Annotated in this window: 29 protein-coding genes and 3 pseudogenes; 19 read left to right on the plus strand and 13 right to left on the minus strand. The window is 45.9% G+C overall.

Annotated elements, in window-relative coordinates; genetic code table 11:
• Positions 1-168 precede the first annotated feature (168 nt).
• From QVC96_RS00380 to QVC96_RS00395, 4 genes are all read right to left on the minus strand, one after another.
• Positions 169-1,614: a hypothetical protein gene (locus QVC96_RS00380; protein WP_287689628.1), complete on the minus strand. Its 1,446-nt coding sequence runs from the start codon at positions 1,612-1,614 to the stop codon at positions 169-171.
• A 1,016-nt stretch (positions 1,615-2,630) separates the two neighbouring features.
• Positions 2,631-2,855 carry a hypothetical protein gene (locus tag QVC96_RS00385; RefSeq protein WP_287689629.1) on the minus strand — a complete coding sequence of 75 codons (225 nt, stop codon included), beginning with the start codon at positions 2,853-2,855 and terminating at the stop codon, positions 2,631-2,633.
• Positions 2,852-3,010: a hypothetical protein gene (locus QVC96_RS00390; RefSeq protein WP_287689630.1), complete on the minus strand. Its 159-nt coding sequence runs from the start codon at positions 3,008-3,010 to the stop codon at positions 2,852-2,854. The genes QVC96_RS00385 and QVC96_RS00390 overlap by 4 nt, the downstream gene beginning before the upstream one ends.
• A 118-nt stretch (positions 3,011-3,128) precedes the next feature.
• Entirely contained in the window at positions 3,129-3,278 is a 150-nt protein-coding gene (locus tag QVC96_RS00395) for a hypothetical protein (protein WP_287689631.1), read from the minus strand.
• A gap of 87 nt (positions 3,279-3,365) precedes the next feature.
• Between QVC96_RS00395 and QVC96_RS00400 the strand changes: the two genes are divergently transcribed.
• The 8 genes and pseudogenes from QVC96_RS00400 (at position 3,366) to QVC96_RS00435 (ending at position 7,551) form a co-directional block, all read left to right on the plus strand.
• On the plus strand, positions 3,366-3,518 hold the full coding sequence (locus QVC96_RS00400) for a hypothetical protein (RefSeq protein ID WP_287689632.1): 153 nt from the start codon (positions 3,366-3,368) through the stop codon (positions 3,516-3,518).
• Positions 3,519-3,618: 100 nt separating this feature from the next.
• Entirely contained in the window at positions 3,619-3,909 is a 291-nt protein-coding gene (locus QVC96_RS00405) for a hypothetical protein (protein ID WP_287689633.1), read from the plus strand.
• 307 nt (positions 3,910-4,216) lie between these two features.
• Positions 4,217-4,925 (plus strand): annotated as a pseudogene (locus tag QVC96_RS00410) (IS1/IS1595 family N-terminal zinc-binding domain-containing protein).
• A 22-nt stretch (positions 4,926-4,947) separates the two neighbouring features.
• Positions 4,948-5,232 (plus strand): hypothetical protein, encoded by a 285-nt coding sequence (locus tag QVC96_RS00415; RefSeq protein WP_287689634.1) that lies wholly within the window; start codon positions 4,948-4,950, stop codon positions 5,230-5,232.
• A gap of 45 nt (positions 5,233-5,277) precedes the next feature.
• A complete protein-coding gene (locus QVC96_RS00420) occupies positions 5,278-6,390 on the plus strand; it encodes a glycosyltransferase family 4 protein (RefSeq protein WP_287689635.1) in 1,113 nt (370 codons plus the stop codon).
• Positions 6,391-6,805: 415 nt separating this feature from the next.
• On the plus strand, positions 6,806-6,946 hold the full coding sequence (locus QVC96_RS00425; protein WP_287689636.1) for a hypothetical protein: 141 nt from the start codon (positions 6,806-6,808) through the stop codon (positions 6,944-6,946).
• Between the two features lie 154 nt (positions 6,947-7,100).
• Positions 7,101-7,310 (plus strand): hypothetical protein, encoded by a 210-nt coding sequence (locus QVC96_RS00430; protein WP_287689637.1) that lies wholly within the window; start codon positions 7,101-7,103, stop codon positions 7,308-7,310.
• Between the two features lie 106 nt (positions 7,311-7,416).
• Positions 7,417-7,551, plus strand: coding sequence for a hypothetical protein (locus QVC96_RS00435; RefSeq protein ID WP_287689638.1), 135 nt, complete (start codon positions 7,417-7,419; stop codon positions 7,549-7,551).
• Between the two features lie 172 nt (positions 7,552-7,723).
• Here the strand turns inward: QVC96_RS00435 and QVC96_RS00440 are convergent, their stop codons facing one another.
• Complete coding sequence (locus QVC96_RS00440; protein WP_287689639.1) at positions 7,724-7,990, minus strand: hypothetical protein; 267 nt, start codon at positions 7,988-7,990, stop codon at positions 7,724-7,726.
• On the minus strand, positions 7,968-8,645 hold the full coding sequence (locus QVC96_RS00445) for a hypothetical protein (protein WP_287689640.1): 678 nt from the start codon (positions 8,643-8,645) through the stop codon (positions 7,968-7,970). The genes QVC96_RS00440 and QVC96_RS00445 overlap by 23 nt, the downstream gene beginning before the upstream one ends.
• A gap of 148 nt (positions 8,646-8,793) precedes the next feature.
• Here QVC96_RS00445 and QVC96_RS00450 point away from each other — a divergent pair, with 148 nt between their 5' ends.
• Positions 8,794-8,931 (plus strand): hypothetical protein, encoded by a 138-nt coding sequence (locus tag QVC96_RS00450; RefSeq protein ID WP_287689641.1) that lies wholly within the window; start codon positions 8,794-8,796, stop codon positions 8,929-8,931.
• Between the two features lie 137 nt (positions 8,932-9,068).
• Here the strand turns inward: QVC96_RS00450 and QVC96_RS00455 are convergent, their stop codons facing one another.
• The 4 genes from QVC96_RS00455 to QVC96_RS00470 all read right to left on the minus strand — a co-directional run bounded on the left by QVC96_RS00455 (position 9,069) and on the right by QVC96_RS00470 (position 11,810).
• Complete coding sequence (locus tag QVC96_RS00455) at positions 9,069-9,518, minus strand: hypothetical protein (RefSeq protein WP_287689642.1); 450 nt, start codon at positions 9,516-9,518, stop codon at positions 9,069-9,071.
• A gap of 2 nt (positions 9,519-9,520) precedes the next feature.
• Entirely contained in the window at positions 9,521-9,907 is a 387-nt protein-coding gene (locus tag QVC96_RS00460) for a hypothetical protein (RefSeq protein ID WP_287689643.1), read from the minus strand.
• Positions 9,908-9,997: 90 nt separating this feature from the next.
• Positions 9,998-11,266, minus strand: a complete 1,269-nt coding sequence (locus QVC96_RS00465) for an RNA-guided endonuclease InsQ/TnpB family protein (protein WP_287689644.1) — start codon at positions 11,264-11,266, stop codon at positions 9,998-10,000.
• Positions 11,244-11,810, minus strand: a complete 567-nt coding sequence (locus QVC96_RS00470) for an IS607 family transposase (RefSeq protein WP_287689645.1) — start codon at positions 11,808-11,810, stop codon at positions 11,244-11,246. The genes QVC96_RS00465 and QVC96_RS00470 overlap by 23 nt, the downstream gene beginning before the upstream one ends.
• Before the next feature lie 667 nt (positions 11,811-12,477).
• Here QVC96_RS00470 and QVC96_RS00475 point away from each other — a divergent pair.
• The 8 genes from QVC96_RS00475 (at position 12,478) to QVC96_RS00510 (ending at position 18,239) form a co-directional block, all read left to right on the plus strand.
• On the plus strand, positions 12,478-13,113 hold the full coding sequence (locus QVC96_RS00475; RefSeq protein WP_287689646.1) for a hypothetical protein: 636 nt from the start codon (positions 12,478-12,480) through the stop codon (positions 13,111-13,113).
• Positions 13,113-13,832 (plus strand): hypothetical protein, encoded by a 720-nt coding sequence (locus QVC96_RS00480; RefSeq protein WP_287689647.1) that lies wholly within the window; start codon positions 13,113-13,115, stop codon positions 13,830-13,832. The genes QVC96_RS00475 and QVC96_RS00480 overlap by 1 nt, the downstream gene beginning before the upstream one ends.
• Positions 13,829-14,245 (plus strand): type II toxin-antitoxin system VapC family toxin, encoded by a 417-nt coding sequence (locus tag QVC96_RS00485; RefSeq protein WP_238027316.1) that lies wholly within the window; start codon positions 13,829-13,831, stop codon positions 14,243-14,245. The genes QVC96_RS00480 and QVC96_RS00485 overlap by 4 nt, the downstream gene beginning before the upstream one ends.
• An 835-nt stretch (positions 14,246-15,080) precedes the next feature.
• Positions 15,081-15,431 carry an HD domain-containing protein gene (locus tag QVC96_RS00490; RefSeq protein ID WP_287689648.1) on the plus strand — a complete coding sequence of 117 codons (351 nt, stop codon included), beginning with the start codon at positions 15,081-15,083 and terminating at the stop codon, positions 15,429-15,431.
• A gap of 1 nt (position 15,432) precedes the next feature.
• On the plus strand, positions 15,433-15,669 hold the full coding sequence (locus QVC96_RS00495; protein WP_287689649.1) for a hypothetical protein: 237 nt from the start codon (positions 15,433-15,435) through the stop codon (positions 15,667-15,669).
• A 182-nt stretch (positions 15,670-15,851) separates the two neighbouring features.
• Entirely contained in the window at positions 15,852-16,058 is a 207-nt protein-coding gene (locus QVC96_RS00500; protein WP_287689650.1) for a hypothetical protein, read from the plus strand.
• A gap of 21 nt (positions 16,059-16,079) precedes the next feature.
• Positions 16,080-17,030, plus strand: a complete 951-nt coding sequence (locus tag QVC96_RS00505) for an SDH family Clp fold serine proteinase (RefSeq protein ID WP_287689651.1) — start codon at positions 16,080-16,082, stop codon at positions 17,028-17,030.
• Positions 17,031-17,483: 453 nt separating this feature from the next.
• Positions 17,484-18,239 carry a hypothetical protein gene (locus QVC96_RS00510; protein ID WP_287689652.1) on the plus strand — a complete coding sequence of 252 codons (756 nt, stop codon included), beginning with the start codon at positions 17,484-17,486 and terminating at the stop codon, positions 18,237-18,239.
• 3 nt (positions 18,240-18,242) lie between these two features.
• Here QVC96_RS00510 and QVC96_RS00515 read toward each other — a convergent pair whose 3' ends face one another.
• Positions 18,243-18,857, minus strand: coding sequence for a beta-class carbonic anhydrase (locus QVC96_RS00515; RefSeq protein WP_287689653.1), 615 nt, complete (start codon positions 18,855-18,857; stop codon positions 18,243-18,245).
• A 670-nt stretch (positions 18,858-19,527) separates the two neighbouring features.
• Positions 19,528-20,265: a glycosyltransferase gene (locus QVC96_RS00520; protein ID WP_287689654.1), complete on the minus strand. Its 738-nt coding sequence runs from the start codon at positions 20,263-20,265 to the stop codon at positions 19,528-19,530.
• Between the two features lie 296 nt (positions 20,266-20,561).
• On the opposite strand from QVC96_RS00520, the pseudogene QVC96_RS00525 reads away from it, so the two are divergent.
• Positions 20,562-21,597 (plus strand): annotated as a pseudogene (locus QVC96_RS00525) (ISH3 family transposase).
• 83 nt (positions 21,598-21,680) lie between these two features.
• Positions 21,681-21,908 (plus strand): sulfurtransferase TusA family protein, encoded by a 228-nt coding sequence (locus QVC96_RS00530; protein ID WP_287689655.1) that lies wholly within the window; start codon positions 21,681-21,683, stop codon positions 21,906-21,908.
• A 54-nt stretch (positions 21,909-21,962) separates the two neighbouring features.
• On the opposite strand, the pseudogene QVC96_RS00535 reads toward QVC96_RS00530, so the two are convergent.
• Positions 21,963-23,082, minus strand: a pseudogene (locus QVC96_RS00535) (RNA-guided endonuclease InsQ/TnpB family protein); the annotation flags it as partial.
• Positions 23,083-23,130 lie beyond the last annotated feature (48 nt).

Here is a 23,130-nt window from a genome sequence, read left to right on the forward strand (position 1 = left end):
TATATATTTCTTGTGAAAGGCCTTCCGGGTATCTGCCCTGTATTTAAGGAGGTTTTGACGTTGGTTCTTCATTAAGGCTTCTACTCCAACAACGACGAAGATGCGATTGATCATGGCAAGAACCTACTGAAATGCTAGCAAAATCGACCAACTCCCCCATTCAATACCTCACGGGACCCACAGGAAGAGGAAATGTACTTCACTAAGGTGGCTCAGCAGGATCACGAGCACCGCTTCCACCATCAGGAGGTCGTATTTCCTGAACACGAAGAAGGGTAAACCCAGAACCGGAAAGGGAAGGGACAGTCCCAGGTACCTTATCGCGGTCTTCGCCGTGGACTCACCCCACTCTCTAAGGCTGAGTCCTGCAGTCACGGCTCCGAGCGCACTGAAATAGGTTGAGAGAACCACGTTGCCACTCCAGAACAGGTAGAGGGAATATCCCAGGTAGATACAGGCCACCGTCAAGAATGCGACCTTCCCCTTCACTTTTCGGTCTGGTAACCATCCAATCACGCTTCCCACAGCGTACAGCACCCACGAGCTGAGGGGAAAGTGGAGGTAGAGGAAGCCCACGAGGGGAATCACCAAATAGTAAGGGCTGGCCTCCCCGAGCCCCGAGAAGGGGTTGAAGAGGGACAGCACCGAAAAGGTGAAGGCCCTAACGTTGATCCTGGGCAACACGAGGGAAATTGCCACGAGAGAGAGGAGGACAAACCTGAACAGATCCGTATAATAAAGGAAGAAGGCTACACCCTGTAACGCAATCGCCAGCCCTGACCTCAAGACGAGAGGAGGGACTCTTAAACCCTTTAGGTTCACTCCCCTCAGACGGCTCCAGGCGAAGGACCCAATGACCGCGAGGGAGAGGATCTCAGACCCCACGTACCTCCCTAACACAAAAAGGATTAGGGAGACCACAAAGAGGCCATACATACTCCTTCTCGTGAGAAGGGAAAGCGACACGGTGGGGGAGAAGAAACTGGCCACGGCAGGAATCACCCACAACCACTTCCTCTTGAGGTAGAGGGGGGCAATCGTGAGGAACCACGGATTGAAGGGGGAATATATCACTGCGGTGAGGGGAGACACGCTAGCGAGGAGGGGGACAAGCCACGGCTGATGGAAGTAGATCGCCAGGGAGGAGAGGAAAATTGCCCCCCTCGTCCTCAGGGAGAAGTGGAACCTGGTCTCAAGGATTGAGGAGATAACCCCGGCCACCAGGAGGAAGAAGGCGAGGTTTCCAAGGTAAACGCTGAGGGACTGTATCACGGCTGCTGAAATGAGAAACGCGATCCCTGACACAATGAGCCCTCTCCTCTCCAGGACTGAAAGGGTCAGCACCAGGTAGTTCCCCGTGACCAGGGCGAAAAACGCGGAAAGGAGGAAGGTCAGGGTGAAGGCCCTATCCCTCACAAATAGAAGGGGGTAGGGGAGAAGCACCAGGAGAGAATGGAGGGGGGAAAAGGGGATCAGGAGGGCAGAGACGAAGGGGGGAAATTCCCTGGCGCCCAGGTAACATGCCAGGGCGTACACCAAGAGGAGAGATAGCACAAAGTGATGGTAAAATGACGAAAGGAAGAGCAGAGGGCCCAGGATTATGTCCCATCGCATTGAAGAAGGTAAAGGGTGAAAGTAAAGAGTTTTTCGGAGTCATATTCTGGTAGTGAGAGTGTCATGAAGTTGAGTATTAAATTTCTTCTGCAACTTTGTCCCAACCTTTATGACATTTTAAGAATTTCTTTGTATTATTATATGTTAAGCTAAAACAATCTTCATCCTTCTTTTTAAAATCTTTATAGTTTCTTTAGTCATTCCCCTAACGTCGAATTTATCGACAACTTTTACAACTAGTAAATTCTTAAGGTAACTAGTTAAAGTTTTCTCAACTTCCTTGAATCGGCCAGGAGCGTTGAAGAGGGAAAGGTCATCCTCACGTCGCTCAGGTCTCGGAACCCTACTTTCCCGGGAGGGCCAAATCCCTGAGGCCTCTGACCTTTACACCTTTCTAAATGTCCCGAGGGAGGTGAGGTGCTACATCTACACTAATCCGAGAGCTTCAACTCCTACCTTGACAGGATACACGATCTTGGAGGTTACTTCCTGTCCCCCACCTGGAGACCTTTTCGTGGCGATCTGTCAAACAACGCATTGTAGAAGTCACGTTTCATGTCATCAGGTACTCAAGTTCTTTATATTCCCCTATCCAACAATATCGTGTAATTCCTTCGACCCATTTCAAGAAGAGTGTTGTACGCCTCTACAACTCCCTCTCTAGGAAGAACGTGAAGAGCTCGTTTACAGTATGGAGAGGAAGTGAGACAGGAAGACCGAGAGTACTTGTGCTAGACAACAGCTCCTCTCAGACAGGGGCTACCCTAGACCTGTTCAGGAGTGGAGTTAAATCTGCACCCTAAAGTCACTAGAGCCTAACCCTGGATAAGGTACAATATCTGGATTTAAAGGAAGTAGTCGGAGAGAGAAGAAAACTATAATTTAATTTTAATGATAATGTATTTTATAATACGTCATACCAGATGAGGGCGATTCAGGTTTCCATTGCAAATTGTATTCTAGTTCCATCATTTCTTTTTATTCAATGGAGAATTAATTGAGTGAAAACGCTTCGATCACAGAGAAAATGAAGGATATATGAATATTATTCCATTCTTGTAAAAAATTATCGAGAACGTTGTAGTTCTGGGCGATGGCCCAAACAATCTAGAGAAGCCAGTGGGGCGTGTGATACTTGAACCTCCTCTCCACGAGAGAGTTGAACGATTCCACCACTTGGTGGAGAGGAGGCGCTGAAGTTCTTGAGGAAGGGAGGTGAAGGAGAGGAGACCGCGTTTCACCAGTTCAGTGAACCTGTCCGAGAACTGGAGCAGGCCTGAGACCAGGAGGTCAACCTCCTCCCTCCCATCTTGAATAAGGCGTCTCTTGACGTGGTTGAGGCAGAGCTGCCTACGTCTATACCCGAGAGCTCAAGTAAGTCCACTGACCTGACCATGTCCGCAATCACCAACGAGAGAGTGTCTGGACTGAGAAAAATTCTACGAGAAAATATTTGGAGATTATAGAACTTCTGTAGAATCGTGGCGTAATACTTAAGTCGAGAGAAACGGACATCATACCATGAACACCAGGATTATCCAACCATAATACGTGGTGATGTCCGTTCTCTCGGTAGAGAATATGCCCTTCAGGGATAAAATCCTAACGCCCGTGGCTGAGATGGTTAGGCCGAGGGTGGAGAGGAGGATACCGGGGAGCTTCACCTACTTCAAGTTGCTGGTGGTCATGATAGTGTTGTTCCCTGAGGGACGCGGTGAACTTGGTGAACACGGACGTAATAAAGGCTTTTCGTGGGGGAGAGGGTTGGGAAGTCCACCCTGTTCCACTTCGCGGACAGGTTCGCGAGGGTTAGGAGGGACCTGCTCAGGGAGATAGTGAGCGAACTTGAGGCCAAGTGCAGAACCGTGTATTTACCTTCTAGCGCGCTCTACGAGGGGGGTTGAGTGGCTCGTTGACTCCTTCCTCCTGGATTTACCTCCAGGGAAGACCAGCCTGGAGATCATGATGGAGAAGTAAAGACTTGACGCTGTAAACCTTGGGCCAGTGGAGAAGTTGAAGGCCTTCGTGAGGGCTAAGTTGAGGGCCAGGACGAGAAGGAGGTTCCAGGGGAGGTGGACCAAGAAGCGGTCGAGGTCGTTCGGGTTAAAGGTCTTCCCATTCATCTCGCCCGCCCTCTTCGCCTTGAGGTTGAGTTCGCCAACTTCTCGGAGTAGATGTAGGCTGTCCAGAAGGGGACTTAAGCTTGTGGACAGGGGCTTCAAAGAACTCGGCTTTCTTCATCCCTGCGGTCCGTGGAAGTATCTCCGCCTCTACGTGGAATTTCATATTCCTTAAGTACTGGAGGCCCTACGCTGAGACCAAGGTTAGAAACGAGGCCTTCATCTACATGATGGCCATAACGTACAACATGGTCCACTTCCTGTCCATTCAGCGCAGGACTCCTCCTCAACTACAAGCGGTCCATCTCCCCTGACGTCCTGAGACGTGAGAGGTAACGCTGGATGCTGATGACATGTTAATATAGAATCGTAGATATAAACTATATAGGATTATTTAATCTTTTTCAAGGTGTCAGCTTGAGACAGAGTGTGTCCATAGTGTCGTCACTAAGGTATAAATATTTGTAAAGGGAGTATTACTCATGGCCAGGAGGGGAAGGAAACCTGTCTACAGGGACGTTCCCTGTCCCTCTTGTGGAAGTAATCACGTGGTTAAGAACGGGAAGATAAGGGGAAGGCAGTTCTACCTGTGCAGGAAGTGCGGGAGGAAGTTCGTGGAGGGAGCTAAACACCATCACGATAGGAGCGTGAGGGAGAGGGCCCTCAGGATGTACGCGAACGGGATGAGCATGAGATCTCCAGGGTACTTCAGGTCCCACTGGGCACGGTATTCACGTGGATCAAGAGGTACGGAGGGAAGAAGTACGCGAAACTCGTGGAGCTGTGGAGGAGAGCCAGGGACGAGCTGAATGAGGGCGTGAAGGTCGTGGACGAGATGTGGACCTACTTCAGGAGGAACGCGAAGGCGTTTTCGTGGGTCTTCACGGGATTCGTGTTCTCCATGAAGGGGATGTACGTCGTGTTCTCCGTGGGAGACAGGAGCGAGAACACGTTTCAGGAGCTCGCGTAGTGCCCGAGAAGGGGACCTGGGTTTCGGACTACTACAACGTCTATTTCCTCCTTCCCGAGCACAGGGTCGTGTCACCCGTTAACCCCAACGAGTCCTTCCACTCGTCCCTCAGGGACAGGCTCGTGAGGTTCAAGAGGGCAACCAAGGCAGTGAACAGGAGCTTTGATATGATGAGGTACTCCGTAGGTCTCGTTCTGTGGGAGAGAGGGCTGATCCCATAATTTATACCTTAATGATGACATTATGGACACACTCCTCTTCGTAAAGGATAAGTTCTTTACCCTCACCCTCCTCCTCTCAACCTTCTTTGCCCTCGTGACGGGGAACTATCTAATTTTAACCCTCTCCATTCTCGAGAAAAAGGGTAAGCCAAGTATATGCGTGTTTGATGAGATCCATGTTGTAGGGGAGAACAGTGATTTGAAAAGGGAGGAAGCATGTGGAGGATTAGTCTCAACTAAAATGAAATCAGTTTATTTTAATGTTAATTATCTTAATTTTAAAGATAAAACAAAATCCCAAGATTAGAGGTCTCAGATTAAGCTTAATAAACGCCTATACTTGAGAACTTTCATGAAAATAATTGTCCTATTTCGACTCTTTTGGACTAGTGGAGCCTCTAAAATAGCAATTGAAGAAGTCCGTGCTCTTTCCAGGTTAGGTCACGATGTTAGGTTAGTCTTTCTGCGAGAAACTTCTTCTGGAAAATACCTAGAACCATTACTTAGGGGGATAGACTATGAAATCTTTTCAACTAAACCTCCAAAATGGATATATTCCACGATTACAGGATTATTTGCTCCAGATAGAAAAGGCGAGGGTGCGGTGGATTATGACCTTTTAAAATCATTCGCTAAAACCGTTAAACCAGGAGATGCTGACCTGATGATCTGTCACGACCAACTATCAGGTATTTCCGGTTATAGAGCGTGGAAGAGCTCTGGAATTCCCTATGTGGTATATGTTCATGAAAAGGTCACAGGAAAGTATAAAGTGCCAATATTAGGTTGGTATGCAAGAAGGCTTGAATATACCATTTTGAAAAATGCGAAAAAGGTCTTTGCAGGTACTCCAAAAATAGCTAACTCTATAATAAGCACCTATGGGATTCAGGCTACGGCTAACTTTCCCGGAGTGGAATTGAAGGATTCGAAGCCCTACAAGTCTAGGGATAACATGATATTAACATCTGCGGTCTGGGACAGAGGGAGAAACGTTATGGTCTATTTAAAGCTCATGGAACGTCTTGAAAACATTAAATTGTTAATGGTTGGAAGGTGGAGAGATAAAAGATTACTCCAAGACTTTCAAAATGAAATCGTAAATAAAAACCTAGAAGATAGAATGGAGTTAATCACGGGAATTCCTGAAGATAGGCTACAAGAATTATATTCCAGAGCTAAATTCATTATTAGATTTGGATGGGGAGAATGGGGACCAGGTATGGTAACTATTGAAGCAATATCTCACTTGACACCCCTCATTATAAATTCTGATTTAGGAATATCCGATTTAATAAAGGAGAATGGTGGAGGACTAGTTTTAAATGAAATTAATTATAATGATATAGTAAAATTTGTACAAAATAATAATAATGAAAAAAATTACTCAGCATTACAGGATCAATTAAGGCGAATTGCTAGTAACTATACATGGGAAACGCATGCTAAGATTCTCATCTCTTGAGGGCCATTCAGGTGAAGGTTTCAGATAGTCTGGGCAATTGCGCACAACTACAACATTTTCAAGGGTTTTCACATAAAATTAATATTATTCCAATATCAACCTTCTTTCCTAAGTTAAAGGTATTCTATCCAAATGAGCCTACATTGACTTATCTGGAGAGATATCTCAGAGATGTCTATATTTAATTAAATCTCTTCTAGGTAAAAATAAAAACCCAATTCCAATGAGTAGGGACCATTCAGGTTTCCATTGCGGATTGTAATTAGTTAATCTACGTGAGAAGATCAAAATCTATCTATCATTTTTCAGTAATACTTTAAGGGAACACGATGTCATACCATGGGCAAGGTGAAAATCGAACCCGTGTATCAACTCCTGGAGTTGATACGCATCGTGTTTCCCCGTGTTTCCTACAATGGCTCATAAACCTGTTGAGAAGATAGAGAGCCTTGCGCTGAGGGAGGCGAAGGAGGTAAGCCCGAGGTACGAGAGGGGTAAGAGTGTGAAGAGGAGGGGATACGCGAGGTACAGGTTCTTGTGGGTTTCTGGGTGGTGATGAAGCAGGAGGATTGACAGACTCAGGTGGATGAGCGTGAGATTGCCTGTGATGTATGACGAGAAGGGCAAGGTGAGGACTGGGGTTGAGAGGCAGTTGCTGAGGGAGTAGGAAGCTGTGCTCAGGAACTCACGTTCTACTGCTGGGAGGGAAGATGAACGCAAGGCTCTGGCCCCCTGAGCTTGAGGTTGAGGGAGACTTCCCAGTGGTGATTGACGGGAAGTGGGTGAATCTGGGGGGAGTCATCTTGACAGGAGTCACGCCCGAGGGTAGGAGGCGCTGGATTTCGTCCTGGCCAGGGAGGACGGGGCTACTGGCTTCTGGCCAGGGTGTGGAGGAAGTTCAACTTCTCGTTGGTTGCTGACATGGTCAGTGGACTTACTTGAGCTCTCGGGTATAAACGTAGGCTCTGCCTCAACCACGTCAAGAGGCGCCTGGACCGCGACGAAAGGGAGGAGGTCGACCTCCTCGTGTCTGGCCTGCTCCAGTTCCCCGACAGGGTCAGGGAACTGGTGGAACGCGGTCTCCTCTCCTTCCTCTCCCTTCCTCAAGAACTTCAGCGCCTCCTCTCTACAACCTGGTGGAGTCCTTCAACTCCCTCGTGAGAGTGTCCGGAATGCACAAAATTCGGCTTATTTGACTATTATGCATAATATTAACCAGTCATATCAAGCTCACACCTTGGAGAAGGATTAAATAATTCTATACAGTTTATATCTAAGAGTAAATTTTAATGCATCATCAACACTTCACCCTGACCCTTCACGTCCCAGGACGTCAGGGTAGCTGTACAGCACGCAGGTGAGGAGGAGTCCTCCTCTGGATCGAGAGGAAGTGGACCATGTTGTACGTGATGGCTATCATGTAGATGAAGGCCTCGTTCCTGGCCCTGCTCTCAGCGTAGGGCCTCCAGTGCTGCTTAAGGAAGATCCCGAAGTGCTCCACGTAGGGACGAAGATATTTCCAGGGACCGCGGGGGTGGACGAAGGTACTGCATTCCCTGAAACCCCTGTTCACGAGCTTAAGCCCCTTCCTGGACAGCACCTCGCGTCCGAGAAGTTGGCGAACTCAACCTCAAGGTGGACGAAGAGGGTGAGATGAGCGGGAAAACCTTGAGCCCAAAGTACGACCTGGTCCACTTCTTGGTCCACCTTCCCTGGAACCTCCTCCTTGTCCTTAGCCTGGCCTTCACGAACGCCTTCAACCTTTCCGCCACTCCCAGGTGAACAGCGTCAAGCCTGTACTTCTCCATCATGGTCTCCAGTCTTCCCGGGAGGGAGGTCCAGCAGGAACGAGTCCACCAGCCACTCCCCTCGTAGAGCGCGCTAGACGGTAGGTACATGGTCCTGCACCTCCCCTCCAGATCCCTCGCGATCTCCCTGAGCAGACCCTTCCTCTCCCTTGCGAACCTCTCAAGGAAGTCGAACAGGGTTGTCTTCCCCACTCGTTCACCAACGAAGAGCCTGACCACCACGTCCGTGTTCACAAGGTTCACCGCGTCCCTTAACGAACACGTGAAAACGATCATCACTATCAGCAGCTTGAAGGTGAACCCACCCGGTAACCTCCCCTCGACCCTCTCCCTCACCATCTCCACCACGGGCATGAGGAGGAAAAGGATTTTTCTGGAGGGCATATCTTCCAGTGGGGGAACGGACATCACCACGTATTGTGGTCGTTGGATTGTGGCGTTGTCCATGGTATGATGTCCGTTCTCCCCGACTTAAGTATTACGCCATAGTTCTGCTAAAATTCTATCATCTGCAGATAATTTCTTGCTGAATTTTTCTCAATCCGGACACTCTCTCGACAGGAGTATATTTCATGCCTTGAGGGAGGTGAAGTACTTGGATGAGCTTCAGTTAACAGACGGTATCAGAAGGCTGGTCCAGGGAGGGGTGAAGTTCAAGGCTGTCCTGAGCAGGGAAGTGTTTGATCTGGGTAACTTTGAGGGTTACGTGAGCTATTTGAAGGGTGGAAGGTGAGGCGCGGTCTGACGCGCTAGTAGTTTTTGATTAATTTTTTTATCCTCTGGCATGGGCACCGTTCAGAGACTGGGTAAAAACTTTCACGAAGTACTAACGAATCAGTTTTCATGGAAGTGGCGCAATCCCCAAATAACCTACACCAGTTCCCCTTTCCTCAGGTCGTAGACCGAGGTATGAGGAATAGGTGCGTCCAAAAGGAAAACGAAAGAGGTGAAAGTGGACACCCGGGAACTTGACTCAAAGGCTGGTGTCGGTATGTCAGCGTCCTTGACCCCCGTCAAAAACCCTTTTATCTTCTCATCCAGCTCCTTATCTTCCCTGCTTAGCTCCTTCATCACATTCCTAGGTATACATTTCACCGGAAACGAAGCTACCCGGTAGTCGGGAGGATCTATTTCCAGGAGATTCTGCGCACAGAGCGGATCATTGGTAAACAGGAGCGTCCAGTAAGTTCCGCCGTATTTGGACTTATTTTTTGACTCAACATAACCTTTACTCTTGATGAAGCTTAGCTCCTGATCACTTATGTAACGAAACAGTACGCCCGTCCCGTTTGAGATGATGCTGGAATCGCATACTATCATCTTCAACCACTAATTACTTGATTGGACCCATAAACCTCTGAAAACATCTTTCTCAGCAAGCTTTCCAGCTCCTCATTGATGGGCTTGATTCCATACCCCTTCACAACCCTTCCGTTTATCCTCAAGTAACCTCGCGACATGGCCCTGCTTACCCTCTCCGTGAAGACCAGGTTCGACAACTGAACTAGATCCTCTACCGTGAAATCCTCCACAGTATATTCATAAACCCGGAAATCTCCCAACCATTTTCCGTCCTTGAAGGCGATGTTCTCAATGGCCAGCGCACCTAACGTGGTATCTCCCGGATTTTTGCCGAACTTAATCAGCGCCCTACGTCTCTCTATGTTATACCTTACGTAGACGTAACCCCGTTCCTTTATAAACTTCACAACCCTCTTGAACGACTTCTCAATAGTTTCACGAAGATTTTCCTCATTGTGTTCTTGATCAGATTCCTGTATGAAATAGGGGTTTGGGTCTCATTGAATTTCATGTACTTTGTATTCAATTCTCGACCCTTGGAGTTCACCGAAGTCGCGGATTGAACCGCTCATCCTTCTCACTCCCATTAGGGGGATAACCCCACTCACCTCACGGTGAGGAAACCCCCACATCCTGAGGTTAAACCTGTTCAGAAACCTCCTCATGATGTTAAGTGACGCGTTGAACTGCCTATCAATTGCGAACCCACACCTCCCGCACCTGAAGGTCCTGCCAACCGTTCGGGAAACCCATCCACATCTGGGGCAAGACCTGGATGTGAGGTGCGGGTTCACCTCCACCACTCTACAACCGTATAGGGGAGCCTTATACTTCAACACGACAACCAGTTTCCTCCAGACAGTCCTTGAAAGCTTGCGTGATAAAGATTCGCTGGCGTCATCGAACATACCTTGCTTATTCAACCTCTCGAAGACCAGAACATGATTATTGTATAGCTCAAGAATGAAGTTAGCCAGCTTGTGAACCAAATCGTTAACCCTATTCCTCTCGCGATGAGAGTACCTCTCCATCAGTCTCTTGCCACCCTTCAACTTTCTAGAGGCAATTGATTGTACCTTAGCCCTCTTGATTTGCATGACATACTTCAAGGAGTAAAGTTGCTTCATAGAGATCGTGATAAACTTCTCGCCATCGTAACCGTCGAGTGAGAAGAGATTGGAATCGAATGAAACAGCATCGAGGGGAGTCGTCATTGACAATTCTTTTCTGAACACCAGGTACACTTTATCCTCCTTGATCACCGGTTCTGTTAACTCCATTCCCTCAACCCTCTTAGAGAACCATCTTCTATCCCATGAGTATCTGATGTATTCGTGTGGTTTCACGGTTATCCTAACACTTCTACCAATGATCTTCCTCAACGTGGTTTTCACCCTCACGTAACCCTTCCTCACAAGCGGTGGTTTGAACTTACTTCTCCCCTTCTCAAATCTCCTCCTCCACGACTCTAGGATAGAGTACACGTCGTGAATTGCCTGGTCAACGTAGTGTTTTGCCAGTCCTTGGGCGTTTTGGGTCATTAAGTATTCTCTCAACTCCCTGTATATTTCCTTCTTTTTTGGTAACTCTACTCTTCCATTCTTCACGTTAACTTTGCTGAACACGTACTTTATTCCTTTGTTTAGTAAGTTCACGTATGCACGAATTAACTCTTTGCTTCTCTCCTCCTCATTTCTTATCGCATACGTTAAATGTATGTATTCTTTTTCTGGCGTAAAGGTTTCAATTCTTAAGTTCCTCAACACATTTCTTCACCTTTTCACGCTCATGACCTCTCGTTCTGCCAGAGAACGAGACTAGGATACTGATCAAGTCTTCAATTAGTTCCTGTTCTGGATCCTCTTTTTCGAGGACTGTTATCTCGCAACCGTGTGCCCTGCACACCTCCTCAAGTATCTCGAACCCGAATCTCACCAATCTATCTGGATAAGCCACGACAACCTTGTTTACCTCGTTGTTTAGTATCATTCTAAGTAGTTTCTGGAACCCTTTTCTCCTCATGTTCAATCCAGATCCCATATCAGTGATAATGATGTCGTGTTCCGGAACCCTTTCCTTCAAGTAGTTCACTTGATTCACCAGGTCATTGTGTGCGTCTGATGACACCCTAGCGTAAAGTACCACTTTCTTTTTCCTTATTATTCCTGCCAATCTCTCAACATCTTCTTCACGGAATCTCATTTTCCCAGATGGCAATCTCTCTGGTTTTATGTACCCTTTTTTCACGTATTCCTGCAGCGTTCTGTAGGAGATTCCCAGTCTCTGGCAAACTTCCTTGGGCCTCAGCATTGTATTTGATTTGTATACAAAGTATTTAAACTTCACGCTCTAACGGAAACAGTTTTCAACGGCGTGCTGGGCGCGAGTTACAGATGGGACGTCATAACTCACGCTTTTATTTTTCCCTTGGATCATTATTTCACCATTTTCACTGTTAAGGATGTAGATGATCGTCTTCCTTATATAAAAATTTTCCATTAAGGCAAATATTGTCCATTATTTTACGCGTGGTAATTCCTGAGTCCGTTCATAATGCCGTCATGTTAGCATTTTTAAGGTTCAAGGAGTTCAGTACAAACTCACAATGCCATAGGACGAATTTATGCAAATTTAACGACGTTGAGGGTCCTTTAAATCTTGAATTTCAACTCTGGTTGAGGGGTGGAAGCCCCATCATGAGGCGGGGATGCTCCGTCCGTGAGTGCTGAGTAGCTCACCCTTCAGACGCCCGATTTCCCCTCCCGTGGATACCCCATGCTGTTTAAGGAGTCTTCAACGTGAAATGCACAGCAAACCGGCCTAGGTTCTAAGAGGGTCATCCCAATGTGGGGAAACCCGCAACATCAATCAACTTAGGGCTCGAGAGTTGAACAAAGACGAAATTCAATGAGACCCATCCTACTCGCCTATCGCTCCACCTCTCACCACTATACCCCTCAAGGAAACCTATCCCAGTTTGAAAAGGATGAGGAATTTTTATGCACCATTTAAAATGCCTCCCAACATATATCACCACATGAATTTTGAGAGTGTTATTGTTTCCTTGCAGTTTGACAGGGTGCTCACAAAGGATAAGGTAATGAAGATTCTTGCGATAGACAACGTGGAACTTTCCTTACCTACCATATCACCTAGTTCAATACCCATTCTTTCATATTCCGTCCTGAGCTATGAAGGCCTCTTGATTACAATTTTTAATGCTAGACTTTCTAACAAGGAAAAAACCATACTCCAAACTACCTTAAATAACACCGATTTGGATAAAATTAACTCAGCAATATCTAAATTATATGGGATTGGAAACGTGGTGGATATTCCCTTTTCTGTTGAGATTAATGCCACATATACAATTGATTACGAATTGAAGAGAACCGCTGAAGTTCCCTTTAAGTCCAGGATTGGGTACATCTTTGTGGACTTCAAGGAAGGCGGAGACTTAAGAGCCTTGGACTATGTGCTGGATGTCAGGATTTCTCCCTACCCGTTGGACTCTACAAAAACGTTGGTCCAGGTCATCTATAGGGATAAAAAGGTTGAAAGATTTAACGAAATTCTTGGTAAGATAGAAGAATTTGTGAGGAGTGATAAATAATGGCAAAGATGATAATGGCAAAGATGATAGCCTCTTGCGTCACGTCATCTCCGCTCACAGGTTACGGTACTAAGTATGGTACCTCGCTACCCGCTATATATCAGGTGGAGCGGGAAGCTATCCCGGTATCAACTTCGCCTGTACCTGTACAGGGGACAGTGTCTCCCGAACCTGATCTCTCACAGGGGGAAAGGTTGGAAATGGGGCTCAAGTTGTGGGAGGCTATACTTTTCTGGCTCAGTCTGCCTGAAATCGCCATGAAGCTGATCGTGGAGGATACTGAATTGGCTAACCTGCTGTTTGAAAGGTTCTTTTACGTCATGAGTTACAGGTTAACGGTGGAGAAAGTAGATGTGGACAGGGAGGGAGAGCCAGCGTTTTATGTGCCCTTTGCGGAATGGTTAAGATACGTTAGGGACTCTGACCTGAAGGCCATAGTTTTTCCCACAAAGAGGGACTTTCAAGTTGAAGACGTGCTTGCAGGAATTGGTATAGACTACAGGGAGGAGATAAGGGAAGAAGGGATATTACTCCGCGTTAGATGCGAGGATATGAACAGGGTAGAGTACGTTATTTTCGTGTACAATATCCTTAATGACGAGAATAAAAGGGAGATGATTCCCTTATGCGGTAACGGGTTTTCCAAAGAAGAATTCGTAAGACATCTGGAGGCGCAACTTGGTCTGTTAACTAAATACCTTCAGGGTGCAGTTCATTGAGTACCAATGTTATCGTTGATACAAATCTCATTATTAACAAGAGTAAGGATATATTTACTTTTCTCTCTCAAAGAAATTACAATCCAGTATTTTCCACTGTAGCTTTATTTGAATATTTAGTATTTATTAGAGAAAAATTTATCGAACAAAGGAAACTCAATAAAAAGGAGAGGGCCAACGGATATATTGAAGCTGCAAGGATTGTACTGGAAAGGGTAGCCATGGCAGGGAACCAGCTCGTTTCACCTTCAATACATGACTTTCTCAAGGGCCTTGAAATTTCTAAGGAGAGGGATGTTGATGTGGGGGATGCCATACTGGCGAGTATGGCCAAAGAGCGCGGGTTAAGAGTGATCACGGCTGATAGGGATTGGGAGAGATTGAAAGATTTTGCGGATTGCGACTTCGTATGATGAATATTGCAGGATGGAACACTTCGGCCTAGTTTGTTGTTGAGTTAATACTTTCCTGAAAATACCTTCAAGCTCATTTTATCTAAAAGTCTTTCAGTTCTGTCCCAATAGTCTCGCAATTATATTTTCCTTTTAAGGTCTGTAGCGTCGTTGATCCATGAACGATTTTCATTTCGGCACGAACTTTCATGAAGAATATCTCACCGCGTTAAAATCCGTGAAACACTATTGAGTATTTAACGTTAGAGGCTCCTTCGCACACATTATTGGGGACCCTCTTGGATAAGTTTAACCTCAAGTAGGGTTTTTCCTCACTCACGGGTAAGCGGAGATCCTAATGGGAGCTAGAGGGAGTGGGGAACCGACATTGATGAACTCCAGTCATAGTGTCGTCAAACTTGCATAAATTAGTTTTATGGCGTTGTGACTTCGCATCGAATTCATTGAAACTTAAAATATGCCAACATGACGATACTTTGAACTCCAGTCAAGAATTAAACAAAAATGAGATTTATGAGACACTGTTTGGTTCGTGACCGCATTTGCGTGGAGAGCCTTTTTTCCATCCCCCAAACTAAACCCTCCGCCAGTGCCTCATCGGCACAGAACTAGGTGAGTTTCGAATCTCCGGACAAATCTGTTCTCATAGCTCAGGAAAGACCTCTCGACACATCTCATATTACCGTTAAGCATTATTTTAAAATGAAAATACCGAATAACTAACAATGTCCAGCGATTCCCCATTAAAGACAGGCAAAGTTAAGCGCATTAGGGATCCCATTTACGGTCTGATAACCGTTGACGAGAAGCCCATCTCCTCCCCTACTTTCAGAGATTGCGTTACATAGTTCAGAACGGAATGGCCTACCTTGTGTTTCCCTCAATGAGGCACAGCAGATTCGAACACAGTCTTGGAACCTACTATCAGTTCGAGAAAATCAGGGAGAAACTGGAAAGGGTTGACATAGGGAGAGAGGAAGTTAACCTTGTGGGGAAACTGGCGCTCTATCACGATATTGGACATCTCCCTTTTTCTCACACCTTTGAGTACTCCTTTGACGTGCTGAAATTTTTAAACAGGGAATTGTACGGGGAAATACTTAGAAAGGTCACGGGGGAGGGCACTGGAAAACATACTGCCAAGCTTCACGAGTACATGGGGATGAAGATTCTGAGGGGAGGGTGATGTGGCCAATCTCATGAAGGACGTTTATCAAGGAGGCGAGGCTTCTGAGCTGGCGAGCCTTGCTAGCCTCATCGTAAACTCAAAGGATCTGGACATAGACAGACTTGACTACCTGCAGAGGGATTCCTACTACTCGGGGACCAAGTATGGCCTGCTTCCTGCGGACAGGCTATGGGACTTTGAAATAACGAGGGGATGGAAAGTACAAGTTCCTCTTGAGAGTGTCCGGAATGCATAAAATTCGGCTTATTTGACTAAGAAGCATAAAATTAATTAGTTGTATCAAGCTTGCACCTTGGAAAAGGATTAAATAATTCTACACACTTTCCTGTAAGGTCCGTCCCCACCTCGCGATGGGGTCTTCTACCCTATCTTCCCAAAAAAGATAAGACTTTATTATTCTATGTGGTAATGTAACTCATGGCTTATTTGGAGAAAAAGTCAGAAGCGGGAAAGTTAATGGAAGAGACGGGTGAGAGTAGTATAACCGTGAGGGAACTCACGGAATTGATAGAGCTACTTAATGAATACAACGAGAGTATGAGCGAGGTAATGCAGTTTTACTCCATTTTCATCAATGGAAACGCGAGAACTATCCCCTCCACGTCATCAATTCCTCCTTTTTAAACCATGTTAGTGGTGTAAGGGATGCCCGCCTGGGGAGAGGTACTTCAAATCATTTTATCCCAGGTAAAACAAGATACATCAATAGTGGATAAGATCAGGCGAGATTATCTAAGGGAACTTTCAAAGTATACTGGAAGACCGACCATACTTTACGCGACCCGTTGGATGGATTACCCCATAGTTAATCCGGTTGAAACCCAGGTATTGTGGGGAGATAAGGAGGGATTTATGGAGACAGTTTACGGGATTAAGGGAGATCAGCTGGATCTAATACTTCATAGTCCAGGGGGTCTTACTGAAGCTGCCAAAAGTATAGTAGAATATCTCAGGGATAAATTCAAAAGCATTAGAGTTATTGTACCAGATGCAGCGATGTCGGCAGCAACCATGATTGCCCTTTCAGGGGACGTCGTGATCATGGGGAGACAAAGCAATTTGGGTCCAATAGATCCGCAGTTCATCATCCCACTCCTGAACACACAGATCTCCATATCTGCACAGTCCCTGCTTGAAGAGTTTGAGAGGGCAAAGGATGAGGTGAAAAAGGATAAAAATAATCTCCTAGTATGGGCAACGAAGTTACAACAGTATCCCCCGGGAATACTGGAAGAGGCCAAAAACGCCCTCGAACTCACAAAGGAAGTGGGGAAGAGATGGTTAACCAGTTACATGTTCCAAGGAGAGCAAGACGGGGAGAAAAAGGCGGAGAGAATAGTTACCTATCTCGCCGATCACAATGCGCTGAAGTCTCACGGAAATCCTGTACCGAGGGCAAAACTGGAGGAACTAGGATTGAAGATAATGAGACTTGAGGACGATCAGAAGCTTCAAGACTTGGTCCTGTCGGTATATCACGTGACAAGGATAACCTTTCAACTCTCTGTATCTCCACATAAAATAATTGAGAATTCTAATGGAAGGAGTTTTATCAAAGTCGTGGCTGCTCCGACACCACAGCAACAGAGAGGCTAAGCCAGTTTTGTAGATTCAAGACCCATAATGTAAAACGTAAAACAATAAGCTAGGTTAATATCATCTTAAGATAACAGGAAATGTGTGGAGCATCTGGCGGTGTGTGGAGCATTGGGGCATTCAGGTCTCCATTGCGAATTGAATTCTAGTTCCTTCATTTCTTATTAGCCAATGAATGATTAATTGAGTGGAGTTGTCTAGGTCGTAGAATACGGTTAGCTTACCCGTGGCATGACATCATGTTCCCCTTAAAGTATTACTGAAAAATGATAGATTGGTTTTGACCACCCCACATAGATTAACTAATTACAATTCGCAATGAAGACGTGAATCACCCGTCCCCTCACATTTCGTGTGAAATTTTTATATGGTGTACCTTGGTCTGTCGTTCAGGATAGAGTAGCTCCCAGCTAAAGTTAACATGTTTTTAAAATATCACGTATAATTATATGTATGCCCACTGTCTCAACGTGGTTAAGTCCATCCAAATACACGCTGTTGGTAGATTTCGCTGAATACCTCAATACCTCACCGTCAAAGCTGGTAAAACAGATCATAGAGGACAAATTAAGGAACGTGATCAGGGAGGATTACATCAAGAGAGTGGATGAGTTGTACAAATGGTTTCTTTACGAGGGGGATTTTCTGCCATATGAGTCCTATGTAAAAAGGATCTTGAAGAACAGTAACGCGGAGGCCATCCTTTCCATTCTTTCGTTGCAGGACGAACTGAGGGTTCTCCTGAAGGTATTGGGAATGCTCATGTTGACTGTATCATCGAGATCCTATGCCTCTGAAAATGAGGACATAACCATAATTAAAAGTATAAAATATAAAATCATTGATGAAATAAAAAGTATCCGAGTATACCATAGGCCACTCCAGCAGGCCAAGACACTATGGATAGCTTGCGTGGATAAGATTAGAGACGCGTCAATTAACAACAGGAAGGATTGGCAAAGGTATGCGTTCACCTGTGCTTTTCAGGCAATCAGGTTATTGGGGGACGAAAGTATAGGTGAGGTTTACATGAAACTTGGGTTAAAGGAGGTTGAGAGTGCGTGGAACGAGTTGATGAAGAGTGTAATCACTTTAATTAATTTGCAGGAGAAAATAGTGGAGAAGTGCGCCAATTGCAGGACTGAAATAGTTAATAATAGGTGCAATTGTGAAAAAACTGTGAGATATCTTGCGGACGTGAACCTCTGAACCCTACTCCTTCACCACGGTACCGTGCACCATCTTAGACGTTTCTTCATAGATCCTCTGGAAGGGCCTTCTCAGCCTGTGGGTCTCCACCTCATACACATATCCGGAAATTTTCACGTCCCTGGGTATCAGGGGATGATTTCTCAACACCTCCACGTTCTTGACGGCCAGCTCGTCAGGGGAGTTTAGACCCAGATCCGCATAGAATTTGAGCCACTTCACGAGGTCCTTCTCACTTGAAATTCTAAATTCTGGGAACAGTGGATCAACCTGAAGCTCGTTGACCTTTATCCCCTTACTCACGAAGTACTTCGCGACCTCTTCCCCGGTAAATCGCAACATCCCGCAGTCGGTATGGGTAACCACAATGACTTCCTTAGTACCGAAGAAGTTGGTGGTTAATGAAACGGATCTTATGGCGTCGTCTGTAACAACCCCACCGGCGTTCCTGAATATATGGGCGTCATCGGGCTGTATTCCAAGAGCCTGTTCTATATGAACCCTTTCATCCATGCACGTCAAAACCCATAGTCTCCTGTTGTTGGGTATGCCCTTAACCCTCCTCAGGGCGTAGTCCTCCACTCTTTTAAGTTCCGAATCTATATATTCTGCTACCATTATTTATTAAGTATAATTTTGAACTATATTAGATTAACCTTTAGAAAATAAAGGTTCTTATATCAGTATATTAGGTTTTTCTGACAGGATTGAAATGATGGAGAGGGGAAGATGTCGCTATTTTGGTATAGTATGGGCCTAGGGAATTTGACATGACGCATTTGAGAATAGTTGGGGCTACCCCATATTGTTGTGTATTTAAGGATACTTTAACGTGAAATACACATCAAACCAGACTAGGCTTGAATAATTTATCTCTGATGGGGTTGAGGGGAGGATGAAGACTAAGCCCGTGAGTGAAGATGGGTAACCCTACATAAGGAAAACTGGAACGTAAACGTCTCTTATGGCCTTCAACCTAACTGGCAATAGTAGGAGGGAGACCTAGGGTAAGTGGATCTGGCTGGTCGATGAAGCTGGAAGCCATGTCCGTAAGGGGATGTTCCCTCTACTCTAAGGGAACGTTGGATTACCTATGACGCTTAATCCTGCTGGTAAGGAAGAGACCCAACGATTTTCTTCGTCTGTTGTAATTCCAACCAGTCTTAGAACCAGTCTTAGAAATTAGTGTCTTTAGTCTTTTATCCAGGATATAGTGTCATCTGTGTTAACTACCTTGATCCTAGATCTAGTTCCCTGAAAAGTATTTCATGGACTGATCTAACTCACTTCATCTTAACGCGTTGATTATCCTGGATTCTGCCCACCTGTACACCCCAGTTCCCAAGATCCCTCTGAAGGGGGAATAGTAGGTCCTCAACTTCACTAGGGAGAGGAACATCATCAGGGAGACCCTCATCACTTTCCTGGAGATCTTGCTTCCCTGATCCTCGTGGTCCCACTCCACTTCAACCTCACTCACTGTGTAGCCCCTTCGCATGAAGGAGTAGATGAGATTCACGTCGAAGAGCCAATCGTTCATGATGAGTTCATCCTTAACTTGGAGGAGCTTCTCCCTTCTAGCCACCTTAAGTCCTGACTGGAAGTCCCTCACTTTCAGGAGGGAGGGGAAGAAGGCCTTAGTGACGTTTACAAAGGCCCTGTGCAGGAAACTGCGATTTGTGGGAAGGTTGCGGAAGATCCTGGTGGTAACGACGAGGTCTACATTTCTGGACAGATTGATAACCTTTTCAAGGTCGTGAGTTCCCACAGGGAGGTCTGCGTCCAGAAAGACCACATATTCCCCCCTGCTATGAAGTAAACCCTCCCTTAAGGCCCCTCCCTTTCCCAGCCTCCTGGAGCTCACGATCAGTTCCACTGGAAAGTTCTTCACTATCTCCGGGGTCCTGTCGTTTCCATCAAAGACGACTAAAATCTGTTCGCCCCTGAACATGGAAACAAGGGTAGAAAGGGTTCTTTCAATTCTTCTCTCCTCATTATAAGCAGGAATCACTATTGACAGGGGCATACAAAAGTTACGAAAAGATATTTATAAGAGTTTCTAGGTTTAGAAGTCTAACTATCTGGGACGATCATCCTCCAGCTATAGTCCAATTTGTTGCGTATTTTAACTCTTTGGGGGTTAAGGGGGTGGAAGACCTCACCCCTCACGGTACTCCCCAAATTCAGTTTATGAAAAAATCACTAGAGCTTTATTTTAGACTGGAGGAGAGGATGTGAATTAAAACTCATGAAACAAACTGAACTCTGCTGGAGAAAGAAATTTGTGGGAGAGTGGGTAATACTAGGATGGTGATATTACCCATGATCACCCTACTCTCCCACAACGTAAACATCCAGAAGCTAGGATATATAACCCTTTCCTCGCTAAACTTCAAGGAAGGAAGAGGTAGCGAAGACGTTGGTCTCGGCCTGCCTGTGGAGAGACTCGGTGGAGAACAGGTCGAGAAGCTACGATATATCCCCACAGACCGTGAGGAACTACGTGGAGGAACAGGGGATAGAAGTAGCGGACCGCCTGCTCCAGGAGGTACAGGAAGTGGCGAGGGAGGTGTTGAAGGGGGTGGAGGAGGTGGACGTGAGCGTAGACTGGACGGGGGTGAAGTACTGGGGAGAGAGGGTGGAGGGGCTGGGAAGCGGGGATAAGGGATACCAGTGGAACTACGCCACAGCTACTACGGATTACAACGGCAAAACCGTAATCCTAGCCTTCACGCGCTACAACGGGATGAGCAAGGACGAAGTGGTGAAAATCCTCGTGGAGCAGGTCCTCTCCCTGGGATTTAAGATTGGGATAATAGCGCTGGACGCAGGCTTCTACACAGTAGAGGTCATAAAGTTCCTCTCCCAGTTTAGGTACATTGTGGGCGTCCCGGTGGGCGACGTCAAGGTTTACGAGGAGTATGACGGCCCTTACACCACCGCGAGCAAGAGGACTGATCAAGTCAGCTTCAGGTTGATCGTCCACGGTCGTGAAGTGACTAGAAGGAGGTCCCACGTCGAGTACTTCGCCAGGGCGACCAACCTCGACCTGCCCAAGGACAAGGTCTTGAGGCTTTACGACAGGATCAGGAACCCCATCGAGACTTCCTACAGGGAGGTGAAGGGCTTCCTCCCCTTCACCTGTTCCAGGAGCTGGGTCTTCCGCCTTCTCGTCTTCGTTTTGGCCACGTTCCTTTACTCGCTGTTCTTGTTCCTCAAGGGGGAAGTTAAGAGGACTGACTTCAAGCTTCTCCTTCATTTGCTTTTTATAGATGAAATACAAAATAAGTTCTTATCACGATTGATTAAAAGTATAGAACCGCTTTTTATTTATTTTGATTTATTTTTAAGGGGGTGATTTTGGGGAGTACCGTTCAGGGCGGGGTAGCTCACTTTACGATATTTATCAACATTTAAAAAGGACTCTAAGATAAGGTTCCTATGCCACAGACCTTCTCGTTAGATTTAAGGGGAAAATCCTGCGACGAATTCATGGTTGAAATATCTAAGGTACTGGTCGCTATGAAACCGGGGGACGTTCTCTCACTTATTGCAGATCAGGACAGAATACTTTGTACGCATCAGCTCCTCAAGAACGCTCCTCGGTATCTGTTTAAGGGAGATGTGGTAGGGGATCACGCAGAGATAACCATCAGAAGGGTGAGATAGACTATCTGGATACTATCAAGATACACACACCTAGTGAACATGGGGGTTTGGGTCTCATTGAATTTCATGTATTTTGTATTCAATTCTCGACCCTTGGAGTTCACCGAAGTCGCGGATTGAACCGTTCATCCTTCTCACTCCCATTAGGGGGATAACCCCACTCACCTTACGGTGAGGAAACCCCCACATCTTGAGGTTGAATTTAGATAAGAACCTCTTCATAATGTTTAATGAAGCATTGAATTGCCTATCAAGGGTGAACCCGCACCTCCCGCACCTGAAGGTCTTGCCAACCGTTCGGGAAACCCATCCACATCTGGGGCAAGACCTGGATGTGAGGTGCGGGTTCACTTCCACCACTTTACAACCGTATAGAGAAGCTTTGTATTTCAACGTGTTAACTAACTTCCTCCAAACAGTCCTAGATAACTTTTTGGATAAAGACTCACTAGCATTACCAAACATACCTTGCTTATTTAACTTTTCGAAGACTAAAACATGATTATTATACAACTCGAGGATGAAGTTAGCCAGCTTGTTAATCAAATCATTAAACCCTATTCCTCTCGCGATGAGAGTACTTCATCAACAGTCTCCTACCACCCTTCAACTTCTTAGAGGCAATTGACTGAATCTTAGCCCTCTTCATTTGCATGACGTACTTCAAGGAGTAAAGTTGCTTCAGAGAGATCGTGATAAACTTCTCGCCATCGTAACCGTCGAGTGAAAAGAGATTAGAATCAAATGCAACAGTTTCAGGTGGCGTGGTTGTTGGTAATTCTTTTCTAAACACCAGATACACTTTATCCTCCTTGATCACCGGTTCTGTTAACTCCATTTCCTCAACTCTTTCAGAGAACCAGCTTCCGTCCCAGGAATACGTGATATACTCGCGTGGTTTCACGGTTATCCTCACGCTCTTCCCGAGGACTTTCCTCAACGTGGTTTTCACCCTCACGTAACCCTTCCTCACAAGCGGTGGTTTGAACTTGCTTCTCCCCTTCTCAAATCTCCTTCTCCAGGAGTCAAGGATAGAGTAGACATCATGTATTGCTTGGTCAACGTAGTGTTTTGCTAATCCTTGCGCATTCTCTTTCATTAGGTATTCTCTCAACTCCCTGTATATTTCCTTCTTTTTTGGTAGCTCGACTCTTCCATTCTTCACGTTAACTTTGCTGAACACTAGTACTTAGGTAAAGTTTTTATCTTGGTATTACTAATA

The sequence above is a fragment of the Metallosphaera javensis (ex Sakai et al. 2022) genome (assembly GCA_021654415.1).
GTDB lineage: Archaea > Thermoproteota > Thermoprotei_A > Sulfolobales > Sulfolobaceae > Metallosphaera > Metallosphaera javensis.